Annotated in this window: 19 protein-coding genes; 16 read left to right on the top strand and 3 right to left on the bottom strand. The window is 72.7% G+C overall.

Annotated features, from left to right (window positions below; all coding sequences use genetic code 11):
- Positions 1–32: 32 nt before the first annotated feature.
- Together UO65_RS16545 and UO65_RS16550 are read right to left on the bottom strand one after the other, a co-directional pair.
- A complete protein-coding gene (locus UO65_RS16545) occupies positions 33–1,433 on the bottom strand; it encodes a pyridoxal phosphate-dependent decarboxylase family protein (protein WP_411431363.1) in 1,401 nt (466 codons plus the stop codon).
- On the bottom strand, positions 1,430–2,998 hold the full coding sequence (locus tag UO65_RS16550) for a flavin-containing monooxygenase (protein WP_063935955.1): 1,569 nt from the start codon (positions 2,996–2,998) through the stop codon (positions 1,430–1,432). The genes UO65_RS16545 and UO65_RS16550 overlap by 4 nt, the downstream gene beginning before the upstream one ends.
- A gap of 192 nt (positions 2,999–3,190) precedes the next feature.
- Here UO65_RS16550 and UO65_RS16555 point away from each other — a divergent pair, with 192 nt between their 5' ends.
- The 7 genes from UO65_RS16555 to UO65_RS16590 all read left to right on the top strand — a co-directional run bounded on the left by UO65_RS16555 (position 3,191) and on the right by UO65_RS16590 (position 9,085).
- Positions 3,191–3,451 carry a hypothetical protein gene (locus tag UO65_RS16555; RefSeq protein ID WP_035283455.1) on the top strand — a complete coding sequence of 87 codons (261 nt, stop codon included), beginning with the start codon at positions 3,191–3,193 and terminating at the stop codon, positions 3,449–3,451.
- Positions 3,452–3,461: 10 nt separating this feature from the next.
- Positions 3,462–4,448 carry a 3-oxoacyl-ACP synthase III family protein gene (locus UO65_RS16560; protein ID WP_035283457.1) on the top strand — a complete coding sequence of 329 codons (987 nt, stop codon included), beginning with the start codon at positions 3,462–3,464 and terminating at the stop codon, positions 4,446–4,448.
- Complete coding sequence (locus UO65_RS16565; RefSeq protein ID WP_035283458.1) at positions 4,445–5,209, top strand: 3-oxoacyl-ACP reductase family protein; 765 nt, start codon at positions 4,445–4,447, stop codon at positions 5,207–5,209. The genes UO65_RS16560 and UO65_RS16565 overlap by 4 nt, the downstream gene beginning before the upstream one ends.
- 538 nt (positions 5,210–5,747) lie before the next feature.
- Positions 5,748–7,091, top strand: coding sequence for an AAA family ATPase (locus UO65_RS16570; RefSeq protein ID WP_035283460.1), 1,344 nt, complete (start codon positions 5,748–5,750; stop codon positions 7,089–7,091).
- A gap of 42 nt (positions 7,092–7,133) precedes the next feature.
- Positions 7,134–7,532: a hypothetical protein gene (locus UO65_RS16575; RefSeq protein ID WP_035283462.1), complete on the top strand. Its 399-nt coding sequence runs from the start codon at positions 7,134–7,136 to the stop codon at positions 7,530–7,532.
- A gap of 474 nt (positions 7,533–8,006) precedes the next feature.
- Positions 8,007–8,465, top strand: coding sequence for a PH domain-containing protein (locus UO65_RS16585; RefSeq protein ID WP_035283464.1), 459 nt, complete (start codon positions 8,007–8,009; stop codon positions 8,463–8,465).
- A gap of 56 nt (positions 8,466–8,521) precedes the next feature.
- The gene (locus UO65_RS16590; RefSeq protein WP_233427626.1) at positions 8,522–9,085 is read left to right on the top strand and encodes a phosphoribosyltransferase family protein; all 564 of its coding nucleotides are present in this window, start codon (positions 8,522–8,524) and stop codon (positions 9,083–9,085) included.
- Positions 9,086–9,285: 200 nt separating this feature from the next.
- Here the strand turns inward: UO65_RS16590 and UO65_RS34030 are convergent, their stop codons facing one another.
- On the bottom strand, positions 9,286–12,648 hold the full coding sequence (locus tag UO65_RS34030) for an ATP-binding protein (RefSeq protein WP_063935956.1): 3,363 nt from the start codon (positions 12,646–12,648) through the stop codon (positions 9,286–9,288).
- 555 nt (positions 12,649–13,203) lie between these two features.
- Between UO65_RS34030 and UO65_RS16600 the strand changes: the two genes are divergently transcribed.
- The 9 genes from UO65_RS16600 to UO65_RS16640 all read left to right on the top strand — a co-directional run bounded on the left by UO65_RS16600 (position 13,204) and on the right by UO65_RS16640 (position 20,806).
- Positions 13,204–14,136 carry a MaoC family dehydratase gene (locus UO65_RS16600; RefSeq protein ID WP_052021257.1) on the top strand — a complete coding sequence of 311 codons (933 nt, stop codon included), beginning with the start codon at positions 13,204–13,206 and terminating at the stop codon, positions 14,134–14,136.
- A complete protein-coding gene (locus UO65_RS16605; RefSeq protein ID WP_084175689.1) occupies positions 14,096–15,625 on the top strand; it encodes an AMP-binding protein in 1,530 nt (509 codons plus the stop codon). The genes UO65_RS16600 and UO65_RS16605 overlap by 41 nt, the downstream gene beginning before the upstream one ends.
- Positions 15,622–15,885 carry a phosphopantetheine-binding protein gene (locus UO65_RS16610; RefSeq protein WP_035283465.1) on the top strand — a complete coding sequence of 88 codons (264 nt, stop codon included), beginning with the start codon at positions 15,622–15,624 and terminating at the stop codon, positions 15,883–15,885. The genes UO65_RS16605 and UO65_RS16610 overlap by 4 nt, the downstream gene beginning before the upstream one ends.
- 1 nt (position 15,886) lies before the next feature.
- On the top strand, positions 15,887–16,912 hold the full coding sequence (locus UO65_RS16615) for an anthranilate phosphoribosyltransferase (protein WP_035283466.1): 1,026 nt from the start codon (positions 15,887–15,889) through the stop codon (positions 16,910–16,912).
- Positions 16,905–17,732 (top strand): tryptophan synthase subunit alpha, encoded by an 828-nt coding sequence (trpA, locus tag UO65_RS16620; RefSeq protein WP_035283468.1) that lies wholly within the window; start codon positions 16,905–16,907, stop codon positions 17,730–17,732. Before UO65_RS16615 ends, trpA begins: the two co-directional genes overlap by 8 nt.
- The gene (locus UO65_RS16625; RefSeq protein ID WP_035283469.1) at positions 17,729–18,103 is read left to right on the top strand and encodes an ectoine synthase; all 375 of its coding nucleotides are present in this window, start codon (positions 17,729–17,731) and stop codon (positions 18,101–18,103) included. The genes trpA and UO65_RS16625 overlap by 4 nt, the downstream gene beginning before the upstream one ends.
- A 75-nt stretch (positions 18,104–18,178) precedes the next feature.
- Entirely contained in the window at positions 18,179–19,318 is a 1,140-nt protein-coding gene (locus tag UO65_RS16630) for an acyl-CoA dehydrogenase family protein (protein WP_035283471.1), read from the top strand.
- Between the two features lies 1 nt (position 19,319).
- The gene (gene trpF / locus UO65_RS16635; protein ID WP_063935957.1) at positions 19,320–20,087 is read left to right on the top strand and encodes a phosphoribosylanthranilate isomerase; all 768 of its coding nucleotides are present in this window, start codon (positions 19,320–19,322) and stop codon (positions 20,085–20,087) included.
- Complete coding sequence (locus UO65_RS16640) at positions 20,084–20,806, top strand: beta/alpha barrel domain-containing protein (RefSeq protein WP_200873386.1); 723 nt, start codon at positions 20,084–20,086, stop codon at positions 20,804–20,806. The genes trpF and UO65_RS16640 overlap by 4 nt, the downstream gene beginning before the upstream one ends.
- The last annotated feature ends 93 nt before the right edge of the window (positions 20,807–20,899 follow it).

Here is a 20,899-nt window from a genome sequence, read left to right on the forward strand (position 1 = left end):
ATCTCCCTCCGCCTCGTCTGGGGTGCGCGCGGTCATGGGGCCGGGGCCGCGAGCGCGCGGACCCGGTCGTGCAACCGGTCGAGGTGGTCCTCGGCCTCGGGTTTGATCAGCACGCTGCGCGCGATCCGGGCGGGTTCGCCGGGGCGCGCGGCGATGTCGGGGTGGCGGGCGCGCAGGTCGGCGCCGTCGACCCGGAGCACGCTGAGGTACACCGGGTCGTCGGCGGCCATGCCGTCGCGCAGCAGCCGGTCGGCCGCCGCGTCCACGGTGGTCGCGTCGGCGGGGGTGGGTTCCGGGAAGAAGGTGACGATGTCCAGCTCGGGCCGCTGGTACAGGCGCAGCTCGGTGCTCGCCTCGATCCGGTCGGCCCAGCCGGTGGCCGCGCGCCTGCACGCGGCCAGGATCTCGCCGAAACCACCGCGGTCCAACGGGAGCAGCCGCGTGGTTAGCCACAGCGCCGCCGCGGCGGCACCGGCCCGGGAGCACTCCAGGCTGATCTCGCCCAGGTGCAGGTCGCTGTCGGTGAAGTAGGTGTAGGGCGAGTCGTGCGCGAAGTGCCTGCCGATGCCGGGGTCGGCGAAGAGCACCGCGCCGCAGCCGTAGGGTTGCAGGCCGTGCTTGTGCGGGTCGACCACCACCGAGTCCACCCCGGCGATCGCCCGGAACGGGCGGCCGTCAATCTCACCGGAGTCCTTCAACAGCGCGTAGAAACCGCCGTACGCGGCGTCCACGTGCACCCGCACGCCGTACTCCCTGGCGATGGGCAGGACCTCGTGCACCGGGTCGACCGCGCCCAGACCGGTGGTCCCGGTCGTGAGCACGATCGTCCCGATCCGCCCGCCCGCCATCGCCTCCCGCGCCGCCTCGACGTCCAGGCGGCCGAGGTCGTCCACCGGCAGCCGGTGGCCCTCGACGCCCAGCACGTGGCACATCCGCTGGTGGGTGTAGTGGCACTCGCCGCTGTAGGCGATCCCCTTGCCCGGGTGCGCCTGGCGGGCGACGTAGAGCGCCTCCAGGTTGGCGATGGTGCCGCTGGTGGTCAGGTGCCCGACGTGCCGGGGCAGCCCGAACATCGCCGCGAGGTCGGCCACGACCTCCTTCTCCATCGCGGTGGTGGCCGGACCGCCCTCGGCGGCGTGGTTGTTGGGGTTGTGCAGCATCGCGGTCACGTAGCCCACGACCGCCGCCGGGTGCGGCGGCTTGACCATCTGACCCGCGTAGCGCGGGTGGAAGAACGGGTAGTTGTCGGTCATCCGGGCCGCGAACACCTCGAACGCCTCGGCGAAGGCGGACTCGTCGACCCGGTTCGCGGGGTGCGCGGTGAACGGGCCGAACCGCTCGCCCCACGCGGCCACCACCTCGACCGCCCGCGGCAGCCAGTGGCGCAGGTCCACGCCGCTGCCGAGGGCGGGCCGCAGGTCGGTCGCGGTCACCGCGGGCCGGTGCCGGTGCTCCGGGCACCCACCACCGGGGTCGCCACGCCGGTGGTCGCGGTGTACGCGGTGAGGTCGACCTTCTTCGTCTGCTTGAGGAAGCGCCACGAGTAGGTCGGGAACACCGACGGGTTGGTCTCGTGCTCGCCGATGTACCAGCTCTGGCAGCCGCCCGGCGCCCACACGGTGCCGTCGAAGCGCTCCTGGAGCCTGGTGTTGTAGGCCGTCTGCGCCTCGGGCTTGACCTCCAGGGTGGACAGGCCGCGCTTGTCCATCGCCTTGAGCGCGTCGAGGGTGTGGTTGATGCCGCCCTCGATGGTCAGGGTGACCGAGGAGTGCGCCAGCACGGTGTTCGGGCCCAGGATCAGGAACAGGTTCGGGAAGCCCGCGACGGTGGAGCCGACGTAGGCGGTCATGCCTTCCTCCGCCCACGTCTGGGCCAGCGAAACCCCGCCGCGACCGCGGATGCGGTGGGCGATGGGGCGGTCGGTGGCGGAGAACCCGGTGGCGGCGACGATCACGTCGACCTCGCGGCGGGTGCCGTCGGCGGTCACCACGGTGTTGCCCTCGACCCGGGTGATGCCGTCGGTGACCAGCTCGACGTTGTCCTTCTCCAGCGTCGGGTACCAGTCGTTGGAGAACAGCATCCGCTTGCAGCCCACGGTGAAGTCCGGGGTGAGCCGGGCGCGCAGGGCCTCGTCCTTGACGTTCTTCCTGAGGTTCTTCTCCGCCATTCCCTGGAGGGTCTTGGTGGCGGCCTTCGGGCGGGCCAACCAGAACGCGACGATCTCGCGACCCCACTTGTTGAAACCCCGGCGGAACTTCTGGTAGCCGGGCACACCGCGGCGCAGCGCCAACTGGAGCTTGCCGATCACCTTGTCGTTCTTCGGCAGCACCCAGCCGGGCGTGCGCTGGTGCACGTGGAGCTGCCCCACCTCGGGCTGGATCGCCGGGACGATCTGGATGGCCGAGGAACCGGTGCCGATCACCGCGACCCGCTTGCCCCTGAGGTCGACGTCGTGGTTCCAGTTCGAGGAGTGGAACAGCTCGCCGGTGAAGGAGTCGAGACCGTCGATGTCGGGCAGCTTCGCGTCGCTGAGGTAGCCCGCGCCCGCCACCAGGACCTGCGCGGTGAAGGCGCGGCCCCCGGCTTGGACGTGCCAGCGGCCCTCGCGCTCGTCCCACTCCGCGCCGGTGACCTCGTGGTCGAACAGGATGTGCTCGCGCACCCCGTACCTCGCCGTGCAGTCCTTGAGGTAGGCCAGCAGCTCGTCGCGGGTGGCGAAGGTCGTCTTCCACTCGGTGTTCGGCGCGAAGGAGAACGAGTAGAGCAGCGACATGATGTCCCCGGCGCAACCGGGGTAGGAGTTGTCCCGCCAGGTGCCGCCGACCTCGCCCGCGCGCTCGAAGACGACGAAGTCGTCGATCCCCTGCTGCTTGAGGCGGATCGCCGTGCCCAGGCCGGAGAAGCCGGTGCCGATGACCGCGACCCGGAAGTGCGGGGTCGGCGCGCCCTGGCTGTCCGCGGGCGGTTCGACGCGCCCGGGATTGATGGTGCTCGTCATGAGAGATCTCCACTCATCCTCGGCTCCACGGCGAAGCCGCCCATGAGCGAGAGCCAACCCCGGCGAACGCAACAGCCCCGCAACACGGGCCGGGTTGCGCGGCTGTTGCGCCGCCCTGGGTTGTATTCGTCCCAAGCACCGACAGCCGCAACGGAAGTCGGTCGGTCGGAACCAAACCCGAGGAGCGAAGTCATGAGCGCAGAACTGCCCACCGTCGAGGAGCTCGCCACCCAGCTGCAGGCCGTGTCCGGCGCGGACGAGGTGGACGTGGACGCCGCCCTGCTCCAGCTCTCCGACGTCGACTCGCTGGACCTGATGGAGTGGCTCTACGGGTTCCAGAACCAGTACCCGCACATCCCCGCCGACGAGTCGCTGTTCAAGGACATCGACGACAGCACCACGCTGCGCACCGTGCACCAGCGCCTGCTGGACCTCGTCCCGGCCGCGGGCTGAGCGCACGGCCATGAGTGGATTCGAGATCGCCGGCTGGGGCATCAGCGTCCCGGACCAGGTGCTCACCAGCACCGAGCTGGGCGACCGGCTCGGTGTCGGTGAGGACTGGATCGTCAGCCGCTGCGGGATCAACGAGCGGCGGATCGTCGAGGACGGCCAGACCACGGCCTCCCTGGCCATCGAGGCCGGTCGGCGGGCGCTGGACAAGGCCGGTCTGACCGGCGCCGACATCGCCCACCTGATCGTCGCCACCGCCACGCCGGAGCAGCTGTCCCCGGCGACCTCGGCCTTCGTCCACACCGCGCTGGGGATCGCCGGGAGCGCCCACGACGTCAACTCCGAGTGCTCGGGCTTCGTGTACTCCCTGGTCACCGCGGCCGGGCTGATGATGATGGACCCCAGGCCCATCCTGATCGTCGGGTCGGACACCCACTCGCTCACGGTGAACCCGGAGGACCGGGACCTGAGCATCCTGGTGGGCGACGGCGCGGGGGCGGTGGTGCTCACCCCGAGCCCGGACACCTGGATTCGGGCCTGGAACCTGGGCGCGGACGGCTCCAAGCACGACAGCCTCAAGGTGGTGGCGGGCGGCAGCCGGATGCCCACCACGGCGGAGACGGTCGCGCAGGGCCTGCACTACGCGAAGATCAACGGCAACGAGATCTACCTGAACGCCGTGCGGTTCACCGTGCGGACGGTCAAGCAGACCCTGGAGCAGGCGAAGGTGACCGTCGACGACGTCGACCACATCATCCCGCACCAGGCCAACATCCGGATCATCAACTCGATCCTCAGCCACACCGGGCTCGACCCGGCGAAGCTGGTCACCAACCTGGACCGCTACGGCAACACCGCGTCCGCGTCGATCCCGATCGCGCTGGCCGAGGCGCTGGACGGCGGGCGCATCAACAACGGTGACCTGGTTCTGCTGGCCGGTTTCGGCGCGGGCATGACGTGGGGATCGGTACTGCTGGAATGGGGAGGGGTGTCCACATGAGCGGCGCTGGGAACGGTGGGAAGGTTGGAACGCGGCCGGAGCAGCCGGTCGTGCTGGTCACCGGCGGGTCCGGCGGCCTCGGGCAGGCGCTGAGCGTCGAGCTGGACGCGCTGGGCTGCCGGGTGGTCGTGCACTACGCCAGCTCCCGGGAGAAGGCGCAGGCCGTCGCGGACAAGCTGGAGAACGACTCGCTGGTGGTCGGCGGCGACGTCGCCGACTGGGAGCAGGTCCAGGCGATGTTCGCCGAGGTCGAGCAGAAGTTCGGCGGCGTGGACGTCCTGGTCAACAACGGCGCGATCCGCTCGGACGCGCTGATGGCGATGCAGGACCCGGCCGACTGGCGGAGGGTCATCGAGACCAACCTCATCGGCAGCTTCCACACCTCGCGGGCGGCGATCGGCCACATGCTCCGCAAGCGCTGGGGCCGCATCGTCAACGTCGTGTCCCCGTCGGGCATCATCGCCACCTCGGGGCAGACCGCCTACGGCGCGTCGAAGACCGGCCTGATCGGCCTGACCCGCACCCTGGCGGCCGAGGTCGGCCGCCGCGGCGTCACGGTGAACGCCCTGTCCCCCGGCTTCATGATCACCGAGATGACCAAGACGCTGTCCGACGGGGTGCAGGACGCGATCAAGGGCAAGTCCCCGATCCCGCGCTTCGGCACCACCGAGGAGGTCGCATCGGCGATCCGGCTGTTCCTGGACGCGGACTACATGACCGGGCAGGTCATCAGCATCGACGGCGGCATCAGCGTCACCTGAGCCGCCGGCACGTCCCCGACCGGGGTGGTCCGCCGACGCGGACCACCCCGGTTCCGTTTGTGCGGCCAGCCGGTCGCGCGTTGTTCGGCAATTCGTTACGCCATTGCTGTGAATTAGGCCGATCGGCGTACCCGCTGCGACGGTGGATATCTGTTGGGGTGCAATTGCGGTGCTTTTGTCTCACCGCGCCCGCATCGCGGATGTGCGGCCTGACCTGTGGTTTGTTCTCGACCGGCAAAGCCTGGCGCGACAATGGGGTGGACCGGCACGTCCTGTTTGACTGTTTCGAGTGGAGACAGCTAGGATTCGTACCCAATACCGACGCGCATTCACCCGGTGGACCGGGGACAGCCACCGCGGGAAACGCACGCGGTATTGTCCGGATCAGGGGTGGCGGGAGAGGTGGGGCGATGCGGTCGACTACGCGACCCGCCCGCCCCGACGCGCTCGGGCCCCCGGTCGACCGCCGTCCGCCAGCACCCCTGGCCCGACTCCGCGACCACCGGGAACACCGGTCCGCGCGCGCGAGGAGACCCGCATGTCCGTGACCCGCCGTCCCCCCGTACCCCCACCCGCCGACCCCGCCACCCACCGCGCCCACGAACTCGCCGCCTCGCTGCGCAGGCTGGTCGCCCAGCCGTGGCCGCGCGAGGACAGCTCCACCGGCCCCGGCCTGCTCACCGCCCTGGTCGTCGAGTTCGGCGCGGGCGACCCCGGGGTCGCCGTCCGGGTGAACGACATCGCCCTGCGCTTCGGCGGCCAGGACCTGGCCGTGCCGAGGGTCGGGGACAAGCGCGTGCTCAGCGCGCTGTTCCCCAGCGTGTGCGACGCGACCAGGGCGGCGCTGGAGATCGCCAGCATGGTCGTGGTCGCCACCTCGACGGCCCGCGCCCCGGTGGCGCCCGCTGTGTCGATGCCCGCTGTGCCAACGCCCGCTGTGCCGACGTCCGCCGTGCCGATGGCGGCGGTGCGGGTCGTGCTGTGCACCGCCGCCGACTCCGGGGACACCGCCCCCGGGACCGCGGCGCTGCGGCACGCGGGCGCCCTGCTGCCCCGCGCCGCCGCCGGGCAGATCCTCACCACCGCCCCCACCGCGATGGTCGCCGGCCCCACCCTGCCCGCCGGGATCGACCTGCTCGCCCGCGACCTGTGGACCCCGGTCGAGGGCGGCCCGGCCGAGCGGGTGTACGAGCTGCGCGTGGGAACCCAGGCGGTCGACGGGCTCGGGACGTCCAACCTGGACTGGGCCCGCCGCGCCGTGCACGCCGGGGTCACCCCACCCGGGGTCGACGGGGTGATGTCGGCGTGGACCCCGGTGCGCGCCAACACCGCCCGCCTGGTCCTCATCTCCGGCGGCGACGGCGCGTCCCGGATCGCGGTCGCCGCCGAGGCGGCACTGCGCCTGCACGCGGCGGGCGCGCTGGTGCTGCACGGGCGGTGGAGTTCCGGGTCGAGCTGGGGCGCCTTCCGCGAGGCCCTGGGCACCTACGCCGACGGCGTCGAAACCCGCCGCCTCGCCGCCGACCTCGAAGGCTGGGCGGACGAGATCTACCGCGTCCTCCCCGAGGTCGGCGCCCGCGTCGGCGGCCGGACGATGACCCGCACCACGGGCGACCCCGACCGCTCCGGCGTCGTGGAGGCCCTGTGCGCCTGGATCGGCGCCCTCACCAGGAGAACCCCCACGGTCCTCGTCCTGGCCGACGCCCACCGCGCGGACCCGGCGTCGGTGGCGCTGCTGTCGCAGCTCTGGCACGCGCTGCGCGGGCAGCCGCTGATGGTCGTGGCGACCACGGAGGGAACCCGACACCCGGTGACGGACCGGGTGGTGGACGTGGTGACCCACCCGGACCCGGCGGCACTGGTGCGCGTGCAGTTGGCGTGAGCGGTCCGCGCGAGGACGGCGACTCGGGCGGGAGGAGTTCCGGTGTCGGAAGCAGGGTGCGTCGAGTTCGTGGCCGATGGCGTTCGAGCCCTCGTCCCGGGGGTGACCGTCGACGCGCGCGCGTCGGGCGGCCACGGGGGTCACCTGGTGGACGTTGAGGTGCCCGGCGGGCTCGACGCGCAGGTGCTGGTCGCCGACCGGAGCGCGTTCGGCACGGTGCTCTTCGGCAGGTACGTGTTCGACGCGGTGGCGATCGAGCGGCTCCCGGCAGTTGTGGCCAAGCTCGTCACCGGCGATCTGAGCCTGGTGGTCACCGGTCTGTCCAGGAGGACGCTCGAGCTGACCGTCGACGTTGCCGGGGAAGCGCACACGGTGTGGGGCAGCCGTTCGTTCCCGCCGTTGGAGGACTGGGAAGTCGAGGCCCTCGGCGAACAGCGGTAGTCCGATGTCCGGGCCCGCCCGCCGGAGGTGTGGTGCGCCGGTATCGTGCCGTGTCGGCGACGATCTGCGCCGCCTTCCACGTGCAGTCCTTCGTCGACAAGAGGGAGTCGAAGTGATCCAGGCGACCCGGCGCGGATGGTGAGGAGAAGTCGTGGGGGGATCGCAGCATCCCGATGAGGTGTGGTCGTGGGTGGGACCCCGTGTTGTCGTTGCACTTCTGGTCATCTGCGGTCTGGTCTGCGCCGAGTTCCAGGTCCGGGTCTTCGTGGGGTGTGCCCTCGCGGTCATCGCGGTGTGCTGGGTCGGGTTCTGCTTCCGGACCTCCCGGCGGTGGCGGGAACTGGGTGGGCATTCCCGGTGGTACGTTTTCTGCGAGCGGTTCGGTCGCCCCTTCCACTCGGCCTGAGCGGTGAACCGCTGTGCGATGGCGACGAAAGCGTTCTGGGGCAGTGACAACCGCTGGAGGGACCACCCGTGACCGGCCAGTCCTGCTCCGTGACGTCGAAGTGGCGGTGGCTCGTCCTCGTGATCGCCCTGCTGTTCCTCCTGCTCGCCGTCGCCCAGGTGGTGGCGGGGCGGGTGGGGGTGGCGGACGTCGTGCTGGCCGTGCTGTTCGCACTCGTGGCAGCGGGTGCGGGGTGGGCGGCCGTGCGGTCGAGGGTCGAGGCGGGGCCGGAGGGGCTGGTCGAGGTGCCGTTCTTCGGCCGCCGAACCCGGGTCGATTGGGCTGAGGTGGTCGGCATGGAGATCAGTGCGGGCGCTTCCGTCCTGCCGTCCCGGATGCCGGTCATCACCACGGTCCCGCACCGGGAGGACGTGTACCTCTCGGCGCTGTCGTTCTACACCTTCGGCACCGACCACGTGCCCGCGGGCGTTCGGAAGTTGAAGGCCACGGTCGAGGAGCTGGCGGCCGGGGTGGGCAACGGGAGCTGAGTGCCGGGCTCGGGATTCCGGTTGACGGGGCGGTGGGGGGTCTGGACGATCGCGCCGTGAAAGCGGATTCGTCCAGGCGGCGGCTGGTCGAGCGGTTGCGGGGGTCGTTCGCGTGGCGGGGTGACCGGACGGACGACCGGAGCCGGGCGGACGTCACCGGGTGGTGGCGTGATCCCGGGCTGCTCGCCGAGCTCGGGCCGGGGTTGGCGGACAGCTTCCGCGAGGAAGCCCCGACGGTGGTCATCGGTGTCGAGTCGAGGGGGAGTCTGCTGGGGCCGTTGGTCGCGCTGGACCTGGGCGTGGGTTTCGTCGAGGTTCGCAAGGACCACCCGCCGCTGGCCGACAGCGATGTGTGGTTGCGGCGGACCACGCCGCCGGACTACCGGGACCGGCACCTGGGCCTGGGCTTCCCCAGGAGGTTGCTGTCGGGTTCGGACCGGGTCCTGCTGGTCGACGACTGGATCGACACCGGCGGGCAGGCCCTGGGGGCGCTCGGCCTGGTCGAGGACTCCGGGGCTTCCTGGGTCGGCGCCTCGGTGATCGTCGACTCCTTGGAGAGCAGTGAGATCCGACGGCGGTTGAACGTCCGGTCGCTGGTGCGGCAGAGGGATTTGCCGTAGCGGCGGGTGGGGATTTGTCCCTGGATGAGGCTTTGCCACCCGTTTCGGGTGGTGGGTTGTCATGATCTTGCGGGTCGTTCGGTATTCAACCGAGGGGCTTGGTGGTGAATCCGGCACTCGGGTGTTGGTGGTCGAAGGGTTGGTGTGGGGGAAAGGGCTTTCGGATACGCGGGGGTGAGACCCTTGCTGCTGACACCGGGCTACGCGTACCTGCGGACCCCGAGGCTCGCCAGGGTCCAGCTCGCCTCCGTGCGCAGGGCCTCCGCGCACCGGCGGTCGCCGATCTGGTTGCGGTTCTCCAACGCCTGCGCCAACGCGTGCTGGGCCACCGCCATCCACGGCCGCGCCCGGCGGGCCGAGAGCTGTGACAGCGCCGAGGACAGGTGGCGCTCGGCCTCGTCCCACTCGCCGATGACCACCGCCAGCCTGCCCAGGTGGAACGACGAGGTGCCGACGAAGCTGCGGTAGCCGACGCCGCAGGTCAGGTCGGTGTGGGGGGTGAGCAGGGCGCGGACGGCCTCCGCCGTGTTGGGGTCGCCCAGTTCCACCGCGCACAGCGCCAGCACGCCGACCATGTGCGGCCACTCGTCGCCGGTGGGGAGGGCTTCGGCGCCGATGGCGAGGGCGCGGACGGTGAGGTGGGCGGCGCCCCGGTCGCCGCGCAGGATTGCCGCGAGGGCGCGTTCGGCGCTGCCGGGGGTGGTGGTGGCCTCGTCGACCCGGCCGCCGTTGACCAGCCAGCGGGCGATGAGCATCTGGCGCTGGGCCAGGCCGCCGGGGGCGAGTTGGCGGGCGGTGGCCGCCGCGTCGGTGAGCCTGCCCTGGGTGACCGCGAGGGCGACCGCGTGTTCGGCCAGCAGGTCCTCGCCGTCGTCGTCGCTGTCGGCGATGGCCGCGGCCAGGGCGGCCAGGGCGGTGTCGCGCCCGGTGAGGTCGCCGGTGAGGTCGGCGGTGGCGGCGCGGTGGTGCGCGGCGACGACCCTGGCGCCGGTGTCGCCCACGGCCTCGGCGACGGTGAGCGCCTCGGCGGCCAGCGTGGCCCGCCAGGTGAGGTGGTCTGGACCTTCCAGCAGGCGCAGTTCCCCCGTCATCGCGTGCAGTGCCCTGGTGACCGACGGGTCGGCGGTGACCCGGGTCAGGTCGCACTGCCGCGCCAGGAGCCTGCCCACCGTGACGTCGTCGACGGTGCCGCCGACGCTGGGGCCCTCGCCCCGGGACAGGGTGCGCAGCAGCAGGTCGATCAGGGCGGCGGCCTCCGGGCGCAGCCGGGGGCGGGTGCGCACCGCGTCGGCCAGGCCCAGGGCGGCCTGCGCGGCGATGGTGAGCCGGTGCCAGTGCAGGGCCTGGATGAAACCGTCGAGCAGGGTCTGGTCGCAGTCGCGGTGGCCCGCTGCCAACTGGGCCAGGCCCAGGCGGGTCAGGGCGTCGGCGTGCAGCTCGTTGTCGGCGGCCGGGACGTGGGCGAGGGCCTGCTCGAACAGGCGCACCGCCTCGTTCGGCGAACCCTGGCGGCCTGCCCAGGCCGCGGCGTGCCAGCTCGCCTGGACGGTGCGGGTGTCGCCGTCGGCCTCGGCGCTGGCGGCGCGGTGGTGGGCCAGGGCGCGGCTCTGCAAGCCGAGGTCGCCGGTGCGCCTGCGCTCGATGGCGTCGGCGAAGCGGGCGTGCAGCCACCGGCGCCGGGTCTCGCTGAGCTGCTCGTAGACCGCGCGGCGCACCACGTCGTGCTTGTAGCGGTACTTGGTGACCGGGCGGGAGCCGTAGCCGGTGGCGATCACCTCGGCCACCAGGCCCAGCTCCACCAGCACGTCCAGGGCGTCCATCGCCTCGTCCTGGTCGTGCCCGGCGGCGTCGGCGGCCAGGTCCAGCTCGAAGGCGAAGCCCGCCACGGCCGCGGCGCGCAGGAACCGGCGCGGACCGGGTTCGAGCGCGGCCAGGCACGCCTCGGCGTAGTCGTGCACCCCCGAGGGCAGCCGCCGCCCCGGCTCGGCGGGGCCCTCCTGGTACCAGCGCAGCAGTTCCACGGTCAGGTAGGCGTTGCCAGCGGTGTCGGCGATCAGCCGGTACGGCGGCGGCACGTCGGCGCCCGCCGCGGTGGGGACCAGCTTGCGCGACAGCGCCCGCACGTCCGACTCGTCCAGGCCCGCCAACGGGACCCGGCGCAGCTTGCCGTACCGGTCGGCCTCCTGCACGAACTCGGCGAACGCCGCGCCGACCCGCGCGTCGGCCCGGCCCGCGGCCCGGCTGCCCGCGGTGGCCAGCAGCAGCACCGAGCCGTTCGTGGCCTCCGCCGCGCCCGCGGCCCGGTTGAGCGCCACCCGGCGCAGCACCGCAAAGGTGCCCTCGTCGGCCAGGTCCAGGTCGTCGACGACCAGGCACAGCGACTCCTGCCCGAGCGCGCCCAGCAGGTCGGCCAGCGCGGTGACCGCCTCGCCGCGGCGCGCGCCGAACCCCGGGTCGGCGGCCAGGGCGGCCAGCGTCTCGCGCGGGCCGGGCGGCAGCACCGGCAGCGAGTCCGGCGGGGTGGCCGCGACGTATTCGGCCAGCGCCTGGGTGATCGGCTGGAACGCGGTGGCGGCCCCGGGCTGGCAGCGGCCGTAGACGACCAGCCCGCCGTCGCGGCCGATCCGCCCGGCGGCCTCGGTGGCCAGCCGGGTCTTGCCGACCCCGGGTTCGCCGGTGACCAGGGCCAGGTGGCAGTCGCCGTCCTCGGCGCGCGACCAGGACTCGGCCAGCGCGGCCAGTTCCCCGCGCCTGCCGCTGAACGGCACGGCCGCGCCGGGGGCCGAGCGGGCCCGGTCGCGGCCGACGCGCACGCCGAGCAGTTCCACGTAGGCCGACTGGGTCTCCGGGGACGGGTCGATGCCCAGCTCGTCGGCCAGCACCTGGCGCAGCCGCTGGTAGGCGCGCAGCGCCTCGGCGCGGTCGCCGCCGGTGCTGTGCGCGGTCATCAGGCAGCGGTGCGCGCCCTCGCTCAGCGGGGAGCGGCGCACGGCCTCCTCGGCCAGCCGCACCGCTTCCCGGTCGTCGCGCTCGGCCGCGGCGGCGGTGCTGGCCGCCTGCAACGCGGTCTGCAGCAGACCGTCCACGTGGTCGCGGACGCCCTGCACCCACTCGCCCTCGTGGTGCGGCAGGAACGGCTCGCGCAGGTGCTCCAGCGCGGACTGGGCCAGCCTGCGCGCCTCGGTGTGCGCGCCGTCGCCGAGCGCGCGGACCGCCTCGCCGACCGCCCGCTCGGCCAGCTCGACGTCGACCTCGGCGGTGTCGGGGAGCTTGAGCACGTAGCGGCGGCCCTGGGCGACGAGCGGCGGTTCGCCGGTCTCGGTCGGCCCGACGGTGCCCGCCATGAACGCGCGCACCCGGCTCATCAGGCTGCGCAGAGCCGAGGCCCAGGTGTCGGGCAGCCCCTCGGGCCACACGGTGTCGGCGAGCTGGTCGCGCTCGGTGCCGCCCGCCCGCTCCATGATCAGCCGGGCGAAGGCGACCTGCGCCTGGGCGCTGGACATGTGCCGGGGCTGCCCGTCGTCGCCGGTGACCGACACCAGTCCGATGAGCCTGATCAGCATGACCGCACTCCTCGGTGGTCTCGCCACTCCACGATTGTCCGTCGAATTCGCTCCGCGCCGAAATCGGTTCCGGATTCGCGGAGGAACCATACAACCGGGCGGGATTGGCGTGTCAAGTGTTGCCCCTGATGTCGTGTCGACTCTGGAACATCGACTGGGCGAACACCTCGTTAATGGCCCGCCACAATGGCGGGATGGAGTACCGCGTTGCGCCGAACAGTCGAACTGGCGAGACGCGGTCCCGTTTCGCGATCTTCCCTCGCCCTGGCACCGCTGCCTCGAAGGGGTCCGTCGTGGACGGTGTGCACCCGGTGTGAGCACCCATGTTCCAGCGTCTCACCCCGGGGGGCGGGCGCGTGTTGCGGTGCGCTTGCGCGCGGCCCCGTAGAAATGGTCCAACGAGGAGGCACCCGGCGACCACAGGGGTCGGAATGCGCGTCCTCCGGCATTGGTGGCACGGGCGATCGCGACTCGGCCGGATTGTGCGCCGCACGGTGATCCGGCCGAATCCGATTTTCGGGCTGTCGGGGCCAATACGAATTCGAGGAGACGCACGTGAGCACAGTCGCCGCCCGGCCGGGCGAGGCAGCCGCGGGTCGGCACGCGGACCGGTACGCCACCACGGACATGCGGGTGGTCACCGCCGCCGAGATCAGCGACTTCCGCGGCCTGCTGCGCACCGCCATCGAGGCCAGGGCCGCGGCCGGGACGCCCAAGGCGTCGCCGGTGCACCCGTTCCTGCTCTCCTCGAACACCTACGAGCAGCTCGTCGGCCAGCTCACCCCGGCCGAGGGGCCGCGCCCGACCGCGGTGCACCTGGGCCAGCAACTGTGGCTGCGCGGCCTGGTCAAGCCGGGGGAGCGGGTGGCCATCGACCTGGAGGTGCTGGCCGCCCGGCGCGAACCGCGCGGGGTGCGGCTGGCCATCCGGTGCGTGCTGGTCGGCGGCGACGGGGCCACGCTCTCGGAGCTGCGCACCGCGGTCCTGCTGGTCGGGGCGACCGAGCCCGCGGCCTTCGGCGTGATGCCGGTGGCCGTGGTCCGCGACGCGGAGCCGGACCCGGGGCCGGTCGAGTCGACCGCGGTGACCTGCGTGGTCACCCGGGAGACCGTCGACCGGTTCGCGGCCACCACCGGCGAGCGCAACCCGGTGCACAGCGACGACGGGGCCGCGGTCGCCGCCGGGTTCCCCGGCCGGGTGGTGCAGGGGATGTGCCTGGTGGCGCTGATCGTCGAGGACGTCATCGACCGGTTCGCGGGCGGTGACGCGGAGCGCATCGCCGGGGTGGGGGCGCGCTTCACCGCGCCCGCGTTCCCGGACGAGGCGCTGGAGATCTTGTACACCACCACCGAGAGCGGACCGCTCGTCGGCTTCACGTGCGCCTCGGCGCGCGGCCCGGTGGTCAAGGGCGGATGGGTGCGGATCACCGCCGAAGGAGGCGAGAGCGATGACAACCACGATCACCACGACAGCGGCACCGCTGCCTGAGCCGGTCCTCCCGCACGACGGGCTGGTCGCCGGGTTCCTGCGCCAGGCCGAGAGCCGCCCGGACGCGGTGGCCCTGGTCTGGCACGACACCCGGATCGACTACGGCGACCTGTACGACCTGGTGTGCGTCGAGCGCGACCGCATCGACGGCCTGGGCCTGGCCCCCGGTGTCCCGGTGGGGCTGCTGGCGGACAAGTCGCCGGAGGCGGTGGCGCTGGCGCTGGCCTGCCTGCTGGCCGGGCGGCCGTTCCTGCTGCCGTCCCCGGCGCTGGCCGACGGCGCGCTGGCCACCCTGTTCGCCCAGGCCGGGTGCGCCAGGGTGCTGGTCCCGCAGGGCCAGCCGCGGCGCGAGCTGCCCGCCCCGGCCGCGTTCGCCGCGGTGGAGCCCGCGCCCGCCGACACCGCGCTGATGCTGACCACCTCCGGTTCGACCGGGCTGCCGAAGGTCGTGCCGCTCTCGGGCGGCGCGGTGGACCGGTTCATCGCCTGGGCCGCCCCGGAGTTCGGCATCGGCCCGGGCACCGCGGTGCTCAACGTGGCGCCGCTCAACTTCGACCTGTGCCTGCTGGACGTGTGGACCACGCTGGCCGCGGGCGGGCGGGTCGTGCTGGTGGACCCGGCGCACGCCGCCAACGGCAGGCACCTGGTGGAGCTGCTGTCCACCCAGGACGTGCGGGTCGTGCAGGCGGTGCCGATGTTCTTCGGCCTCATCCTGCAAACCGTGGCCGATACCGACACCGCGTTCCCCTCGGTGGAGCACCTGATGTTCACCGGTGACGCGATGCCCGCGCACGTGCTCGCCGAGCTGCCCCGGTTGTTCCCCGGGGCCAGGCTGCGCAACATCTACGGCTGCACCGAGACCAACGACAGCTTCATCGCCGACGTCGCCCCGACCGACAACCCCGTCCCGATCGGACACCCGCTGCCCGGTGTGCAGGCGTTGCTGGTCGACGATGGCGCGGTCGTGGACGGTCCCGGCACCGGGGAGCTGTTCGTGCACACGCCCTTCCAGACGGCGGGGTACCTCGACCGCTCCCGGCACGCCGACAAGTTCGGCGCGCACCCCACCGGCGCCGACGACCTGCGCTGGTTCCGCACCGGCGACCTGGTCCGCCGCGCCCCCGACGGCAGCCTGCTGCTCCTGGGCCGCGCCGACTTCCAGGTGAAGGTGCGCGGCGTCGCCGTCAACACCGCCGAGGTGGAGCGGGCGCTGCTGGCGCACCCGGACGTGCTGGAGGCCGCGGTGCTCGCGGTGCCGGACCCGGTCGCGGGCAGGCTGCTCGCCGCCGCGGTGCGCCGGGCGCCCGGCAGCGGCCTCAACAGCCTGACCCTGCGCGCGCACTGCTCACGGGAGCTGCCGCGCAACGCCATCCCGAAGACGTTGCACATCAGCGACGTCCCCCTGCCGAAGACGGCAACAGGCAAGGTCGACCGAAAGGCGGTCGGCACGCTCACCGAGCAATCCACAGTGGAGAGAAGGGTGTCATGAGCAACGTCGACACGATCAAGTCGTTCATCATCGAGGAGTTCCTGCCGGACGTGGAGCCCGCCGCGCTGGCGGTCGACTACGACCTGCTGGCCAACGGCGTCATCGACAGCCTGGGCCTGCTCAAGCTGATCGCCTGGATCGAGGACCGCTTCGGCGCCCCGATCGCCGACGACGACCTCGACCCGGACAACTTCCGCAGCGTCACCGCCATCGACACCTTCGTCGCCCGCGTGACCGCGGGTGCGGTGACCGGGAGCTGACATGGACCAGGTGATCGCCGCCCTGCTGCGCGGCGGGGACGCGGCCGGGGGGATCGACCTGCCCGCCTGGCGGGCGCTGTGGGACCGGCTGGAGAGCGGCGCCCTCGACCGCGCCGAGGTCTCCGCGCTGCTGGCGACGCTGTCGACCCGCCTCCCGGCCCCGGCCCCGCTGGAGGCCCTGGTGGTCTCGCTGCGGGAGCGGCGGTCCGGTCCGGAGCACCCGGCCTGGCCGGGTGCGGTCAACATCGTCGGCACCGGTGGTGGGCCCCGCACGTTCAACGTCTCCACCGCCGCGGCGTTCGTCGCCGCGGCGATGGGGGTGCCGGTGGTGAAGACCGGGTCGCGCGCCCACACCGGCTCCGTCGGGTCGATCGACCTGCTCGACCGGCTGGGGGTGCGGCTGACCCGCTCGGTGCCCGACACCGAGGACGCCCTGGGGGAGCACGGGATCGCCTTCGCGGGCCCGTTCGTCTACCCGGCCACGCTGACCAGGATGGCCCGCGCGCTGCTCCCGCTGGGGCTCAAGCCCTTCGGGCGGTTCCTCAACGCGCTCGGGCCGTTCCTGGCCGCGGTGCCGGTCTCCGCCCAGGTGACCGGGGTGTCCTCGGCCGCCCCGCTGGAGCCGCTGCGCCACCTGGCCGCGACCGCGACCGACCGCACGGTCTGGTTGTGCGCCAACGACTTCGGCTGCGACGAACTCCTCGGCTTCGCCCACAACGTCGTCCACACCGGCGGTGACCCCGTCACCCTGTCGCCGGGCGACCTGGCCCCCGGGCACGGCTCGCTCGACGACCTGGCCGAGGCGCACCCCGACAGCCTCGTCCCGCACTTCCTGGACGTGCTCTCCGGCCGCGGCACCACCGCGGCCACCGAGGCCGTGTGCCTCAACGCCGCCGCGCTGGCGATGGCCGGTGGTCACGCCGCAACGTGGCCCGGGGCTTTCGCCGCCGCGACCGAAGCCGTGCACGGCGGTGCCGTGGTGGCCCTGGTCGACCGGGTGCGCGCGAAGGCGGTGGCCCGTGGCTAGGTTCTTCGACCAGCTCACCCCGGACCGCCCCGGGCTCGCGCTGTTCCTCAACGCCGGTGACCCGCCGCTGGACGTGCTGGCCGAGCTGCTGCCCGCGCTGGACGAGATCGGCGTGGACTGCCTGGAGCTGGCCGTGCCGTTCCCCGGTTCGGTCACCGACGGCAAGACCGTCCGCGACTCCGCGGACCGGGCCCTGGCCCAGGGGGTGGACCTGGACGTGACGTTGGAGTTCGTCGCGCGGGTCCGCCCCACCCTCAAGCGGCTCCGGATCGCCCTGCTGGCGGACTGGAGCCACTCCCTCAAGCGCCGGTCACTGGCAGCGGTGGCCGGGGAAGTGGTCGACAGCGGTGTCGACGGATTGCTGGTCCACGGCCTGCCACCGCGTCTGCGGGCCGAGTACCACCGGGTGACGACCGAAGCGCAGCTCCCGATCGTCACCACCTGCTACCACGGGGTCAGCACCCCCGAGGTGCAGCGGGAAGCCGCCGCGCACGCGACGGCCTACCTGTACCTGGTGGCCCACTACGGGCGCAGCGGGACCGCGCCCGCGGCGGGCTACGCCGAACTGGCGGACACCGTGGTCCGCCTGAACGCGACGGCCACCGCGCCGATCGCGGTCGGCTTCGGCGTCAAGACGCGGCACGACGTCGAAGCGGTGCACCGGATCGGAGCCAACGCCGCAATCGTTGGCTCCGCCGGCGTCGGGGTGGTCGAGCGCGCCCTGCACAGGCGCACGGACCTGGTCGCCGAGTTCGGCGACTTCGCCCGCTCCCTCCTCCACCCCATCCACTACCCCCTCGCATCAGGGAGCACACCATGATCATCCGTGATCTCGGCACCGTCAAGACCGTCGACTGGGGCAACGGCACCAGCGCCCGCCTGCTCGTCGCGGCCGACGGCCTGGGTTACACCGTCTGCGACACCGTCGTCACCGCCGGGTCCAAGTCCAAGCTCCAGTACCGCAACCACCTGGAGGCCTGCTACTGCATCGGCGGCTCCGGCGAGGTGCAGGACATGGACGGCAACTCCTTCCCGATCACCCCGGGCGTGCTCTACGCGCTCAACGAGCACGACGAGCACTGGCTCATCGCGAGCCCGGACGAGGACCTGCACCTGGTCTCGGTGTTCACCCCCGCCCTGCGCGGCGACGAGGTGCACAGCCTCGACGGCTCCGGCGCCTCCGCGTACTGAGCCCGTTCCCCGCTGGGCGGTTCCCCGCCCCGCCGCACCGGTGATCCCACACAAGACCAGGAAGGGCGTTTCGCCGTGATCGAGTGGACCGCTGATCAGGAAGACCTGCGCGCGGGCATCGCGCGCTGGTGCGAGGCATTCAGCGCCGACCATGTCGAGCGCGACGAGGAGGGCACCTTCTCCTGGGAGAAGTGGAAGCTGGTGCGGCGGGCGGGGCTGCTCGCGCTGCCGTTCGACGAGCGGTGGGGCGGCGACGGCCTCGACCTCATCACCGTCATGGGTGTGCTGGAAGCGCTCGGCGAGGGCAACCGCGACGCGGGCCTGACGTTCTCCGTGACCACCAGCATGTGCAGCACGGGCATCCCGCTGGAGGCCTTCGGGTCGCAGGCCCTCAAGGACCGGTACCTGCCCCTGATCACCTCGGGCGAGGCGATCGGGGCGCACGCCATCACCGAGCCGTCGGGCGGGTCGGACGCGCTGAACATGCGCACCACCGCCCGCCGCGAGGGCGACGAGTTCGTCCTCAACGGCAGCAAGACCTTCGTCAGCAACGGCCCGGTCGCCGACCTGTTCGTGGTGTACGCGCTGACCCGCCCCGGCGCGGGCGCGCTCGGCACCACCGCGTTCCTCCTCCGCCGCGACACCCCCGGGCTGGTCGTCGGCAAGCCGATGAAGAAGATGGGCCTGCGCACCTCCCCGCTCTCGGAGCTGTTCTTCGACGACTGCCGGGTGCCCGCCGACCACGTCATCGGCCGGGTCGGCGCCGGGTTCATGGTGCTCGACCACGTGATGAAGCGGGAGATCCTGTTCTCCTTCATCACCAACGTCGGCGAGATGGCCCACCGGCTCGACCGGTGCGTGGCCTACGCCAAGGAGCGTACGGCGTTCGGCCGGCCGATCGGGTCCTACCAGGCGATCCAGCACAAGCTCGTCGACATGAAGATCAAGCTCGACACCGCGCGCAAGTGGCTCTACGACGTGGCCGAGCTGCTGGTCGCGGGCAAGAGCGTCACCACCGAGATGGCCATCGCCAAGCTGCTCACCAGCGAGGCGAACCTGGCGTCGAGCCTGGCCGCGGTGCAGGTCTTCGGCGGGCACGGCTACATGGCCGAGACCGGCCTGGAGAAGGACGTGCGCAACGCCGTCGCCGGGACCATCTACTCCGGGTCCACCGAGACCCAGTACAACCGCATCGCGTCGATGATGGGCCTGTGAGGTGACCGTGCGCTCCCTGCTGAACCCCCTGTTGAAGGTCTGCGGCGCGACCGCGGAAGCCGACATCGACCTGCTCGCCGCCGGTGGGGTCAACCTCGTCGGCCTCTGGCACGGCGTCCCCGGCGGCCCGGCCGAGCTGCCCCTCGACCGGCTCGCCGACCTGGCCGCCGCCGCCCGCTCGACCGGGCGGCTGCGGCCGGTGCTGGTGACCTTCCTGGCCGACGCCGACGCGATCGCCGACGCCATGGAGCACTCCGGCATCGAGTGGGTGCAACTGCACGCCTACCAGCCGCCCGCGCTGGTGAAGGCCCTGCGGCAGCGCAGGCCCGGGGCGCACATCCTCAAGGTGCTGCACGTCGCCGACGGGCAGTGCGTGGAGAAGCGGCTCATCCCCGCCTACGAGCGCGCCGGGGTCGACACGTTCCTGCTCGACCGGGTCGGGCTCAACGGCCAGGTCGGCAGCACCGGGCTGCGACTGGCCGAGTCCGACGTGGTCGACCTGGTGGCGGGCATGACGATCCCGTTCGTCCTCGCGGGCGGGATCGACGCCGACAGCCGCCCGTCCTACCCGCGGCTCTCGGTGCACCCCGGGATGCTCGGCGTGGACGTCGACACCGCCGCCAGAGGCGGCGACGGCCGGTTCGACCGGCACGCCGTGGCCGCGCTCACCGCCTCCTGGGGCGGCGAGCCGGAAACGGAGGTCCTGGAGTTGACGGTGCCGACGGCGCGGCCGGTCGTGGTCGGCCAGGAAGGGGCGGTGGCACCGTGAGCGCCTTCGTCGACAGCCTGCTCGCCGGGCGCCCGCTGATCATGGAGGTCAAGCGGAAGTCCCCGCACGGCGAGGACCTGATGGCCGGGCGGCCGGTCGCCGAGGTCGTCGCCTCCTACGCGGCGGCGGGCGCGTCCTGCGTGTCCGTGGTGACCGGCCGCTGGTTCGGCGGCACCCCGGAGCTGCTGGCCGAGGTCGCCGCCGCCACCACGCTCCCGGTGCTGCAGAAGGACTTCCTGACCCGCCGCGACCACCTGCACCGGGCCCGGGACCTGGGCGCCTCGGCGGTGCTGCTGACCGCCGGGCTGCTCACCCGCTCCAGCCTCACCACCCTGGTCGACGGGGCGCTGGCACTCGGGCTGACCCCGTTCGTCGAGGTCACCACCGAGGCAGAGGTGGCCGCGCTGCCCCTGGCGGAGCACTGCGTCATCGCGGTCAACAACAAGGACATCAAGACCGGCGAGAAGGACGCGGGCGACCTCGGCCGCAGCGAGCGGATGCTCCCGCACGTGCTCGCCGCGGGCACCCGCTGCCCGGTCAGCGCCAGCGGCATCGCCGACCCGGCGGTCGCCGCGCACCTGGTGCGCACCGGCTACAGAGGACTCCTGCTCGGCACCTCCCTGCTGCGCGCCGGGAACGTCGCCGACTGGGTGTCGGAATTCGACACCGCGCTGGGGCGGGTTCCTGCGGCCGAGATCCCCGTCGTGGTGCCCGGGTGAGTGGATGTGCTCTGGTTTTGGAGCCCGGTTGTTTGTGGTGTGTGCCCGGCTGGGTGGATGTGTTTGGCCGGGGCCCCTATGGCGATCATGTGC

Source organism: Actinokineospora spheciospongiae (assembly GCF_000564855.1).
Classification (GTDB): Bacteria; Actinomycetota; Actinomycetes; order Mycobacteriales; family Pseudonocardiaceae; genus Actinokineospora; species Actinokineospora spheciospongiae.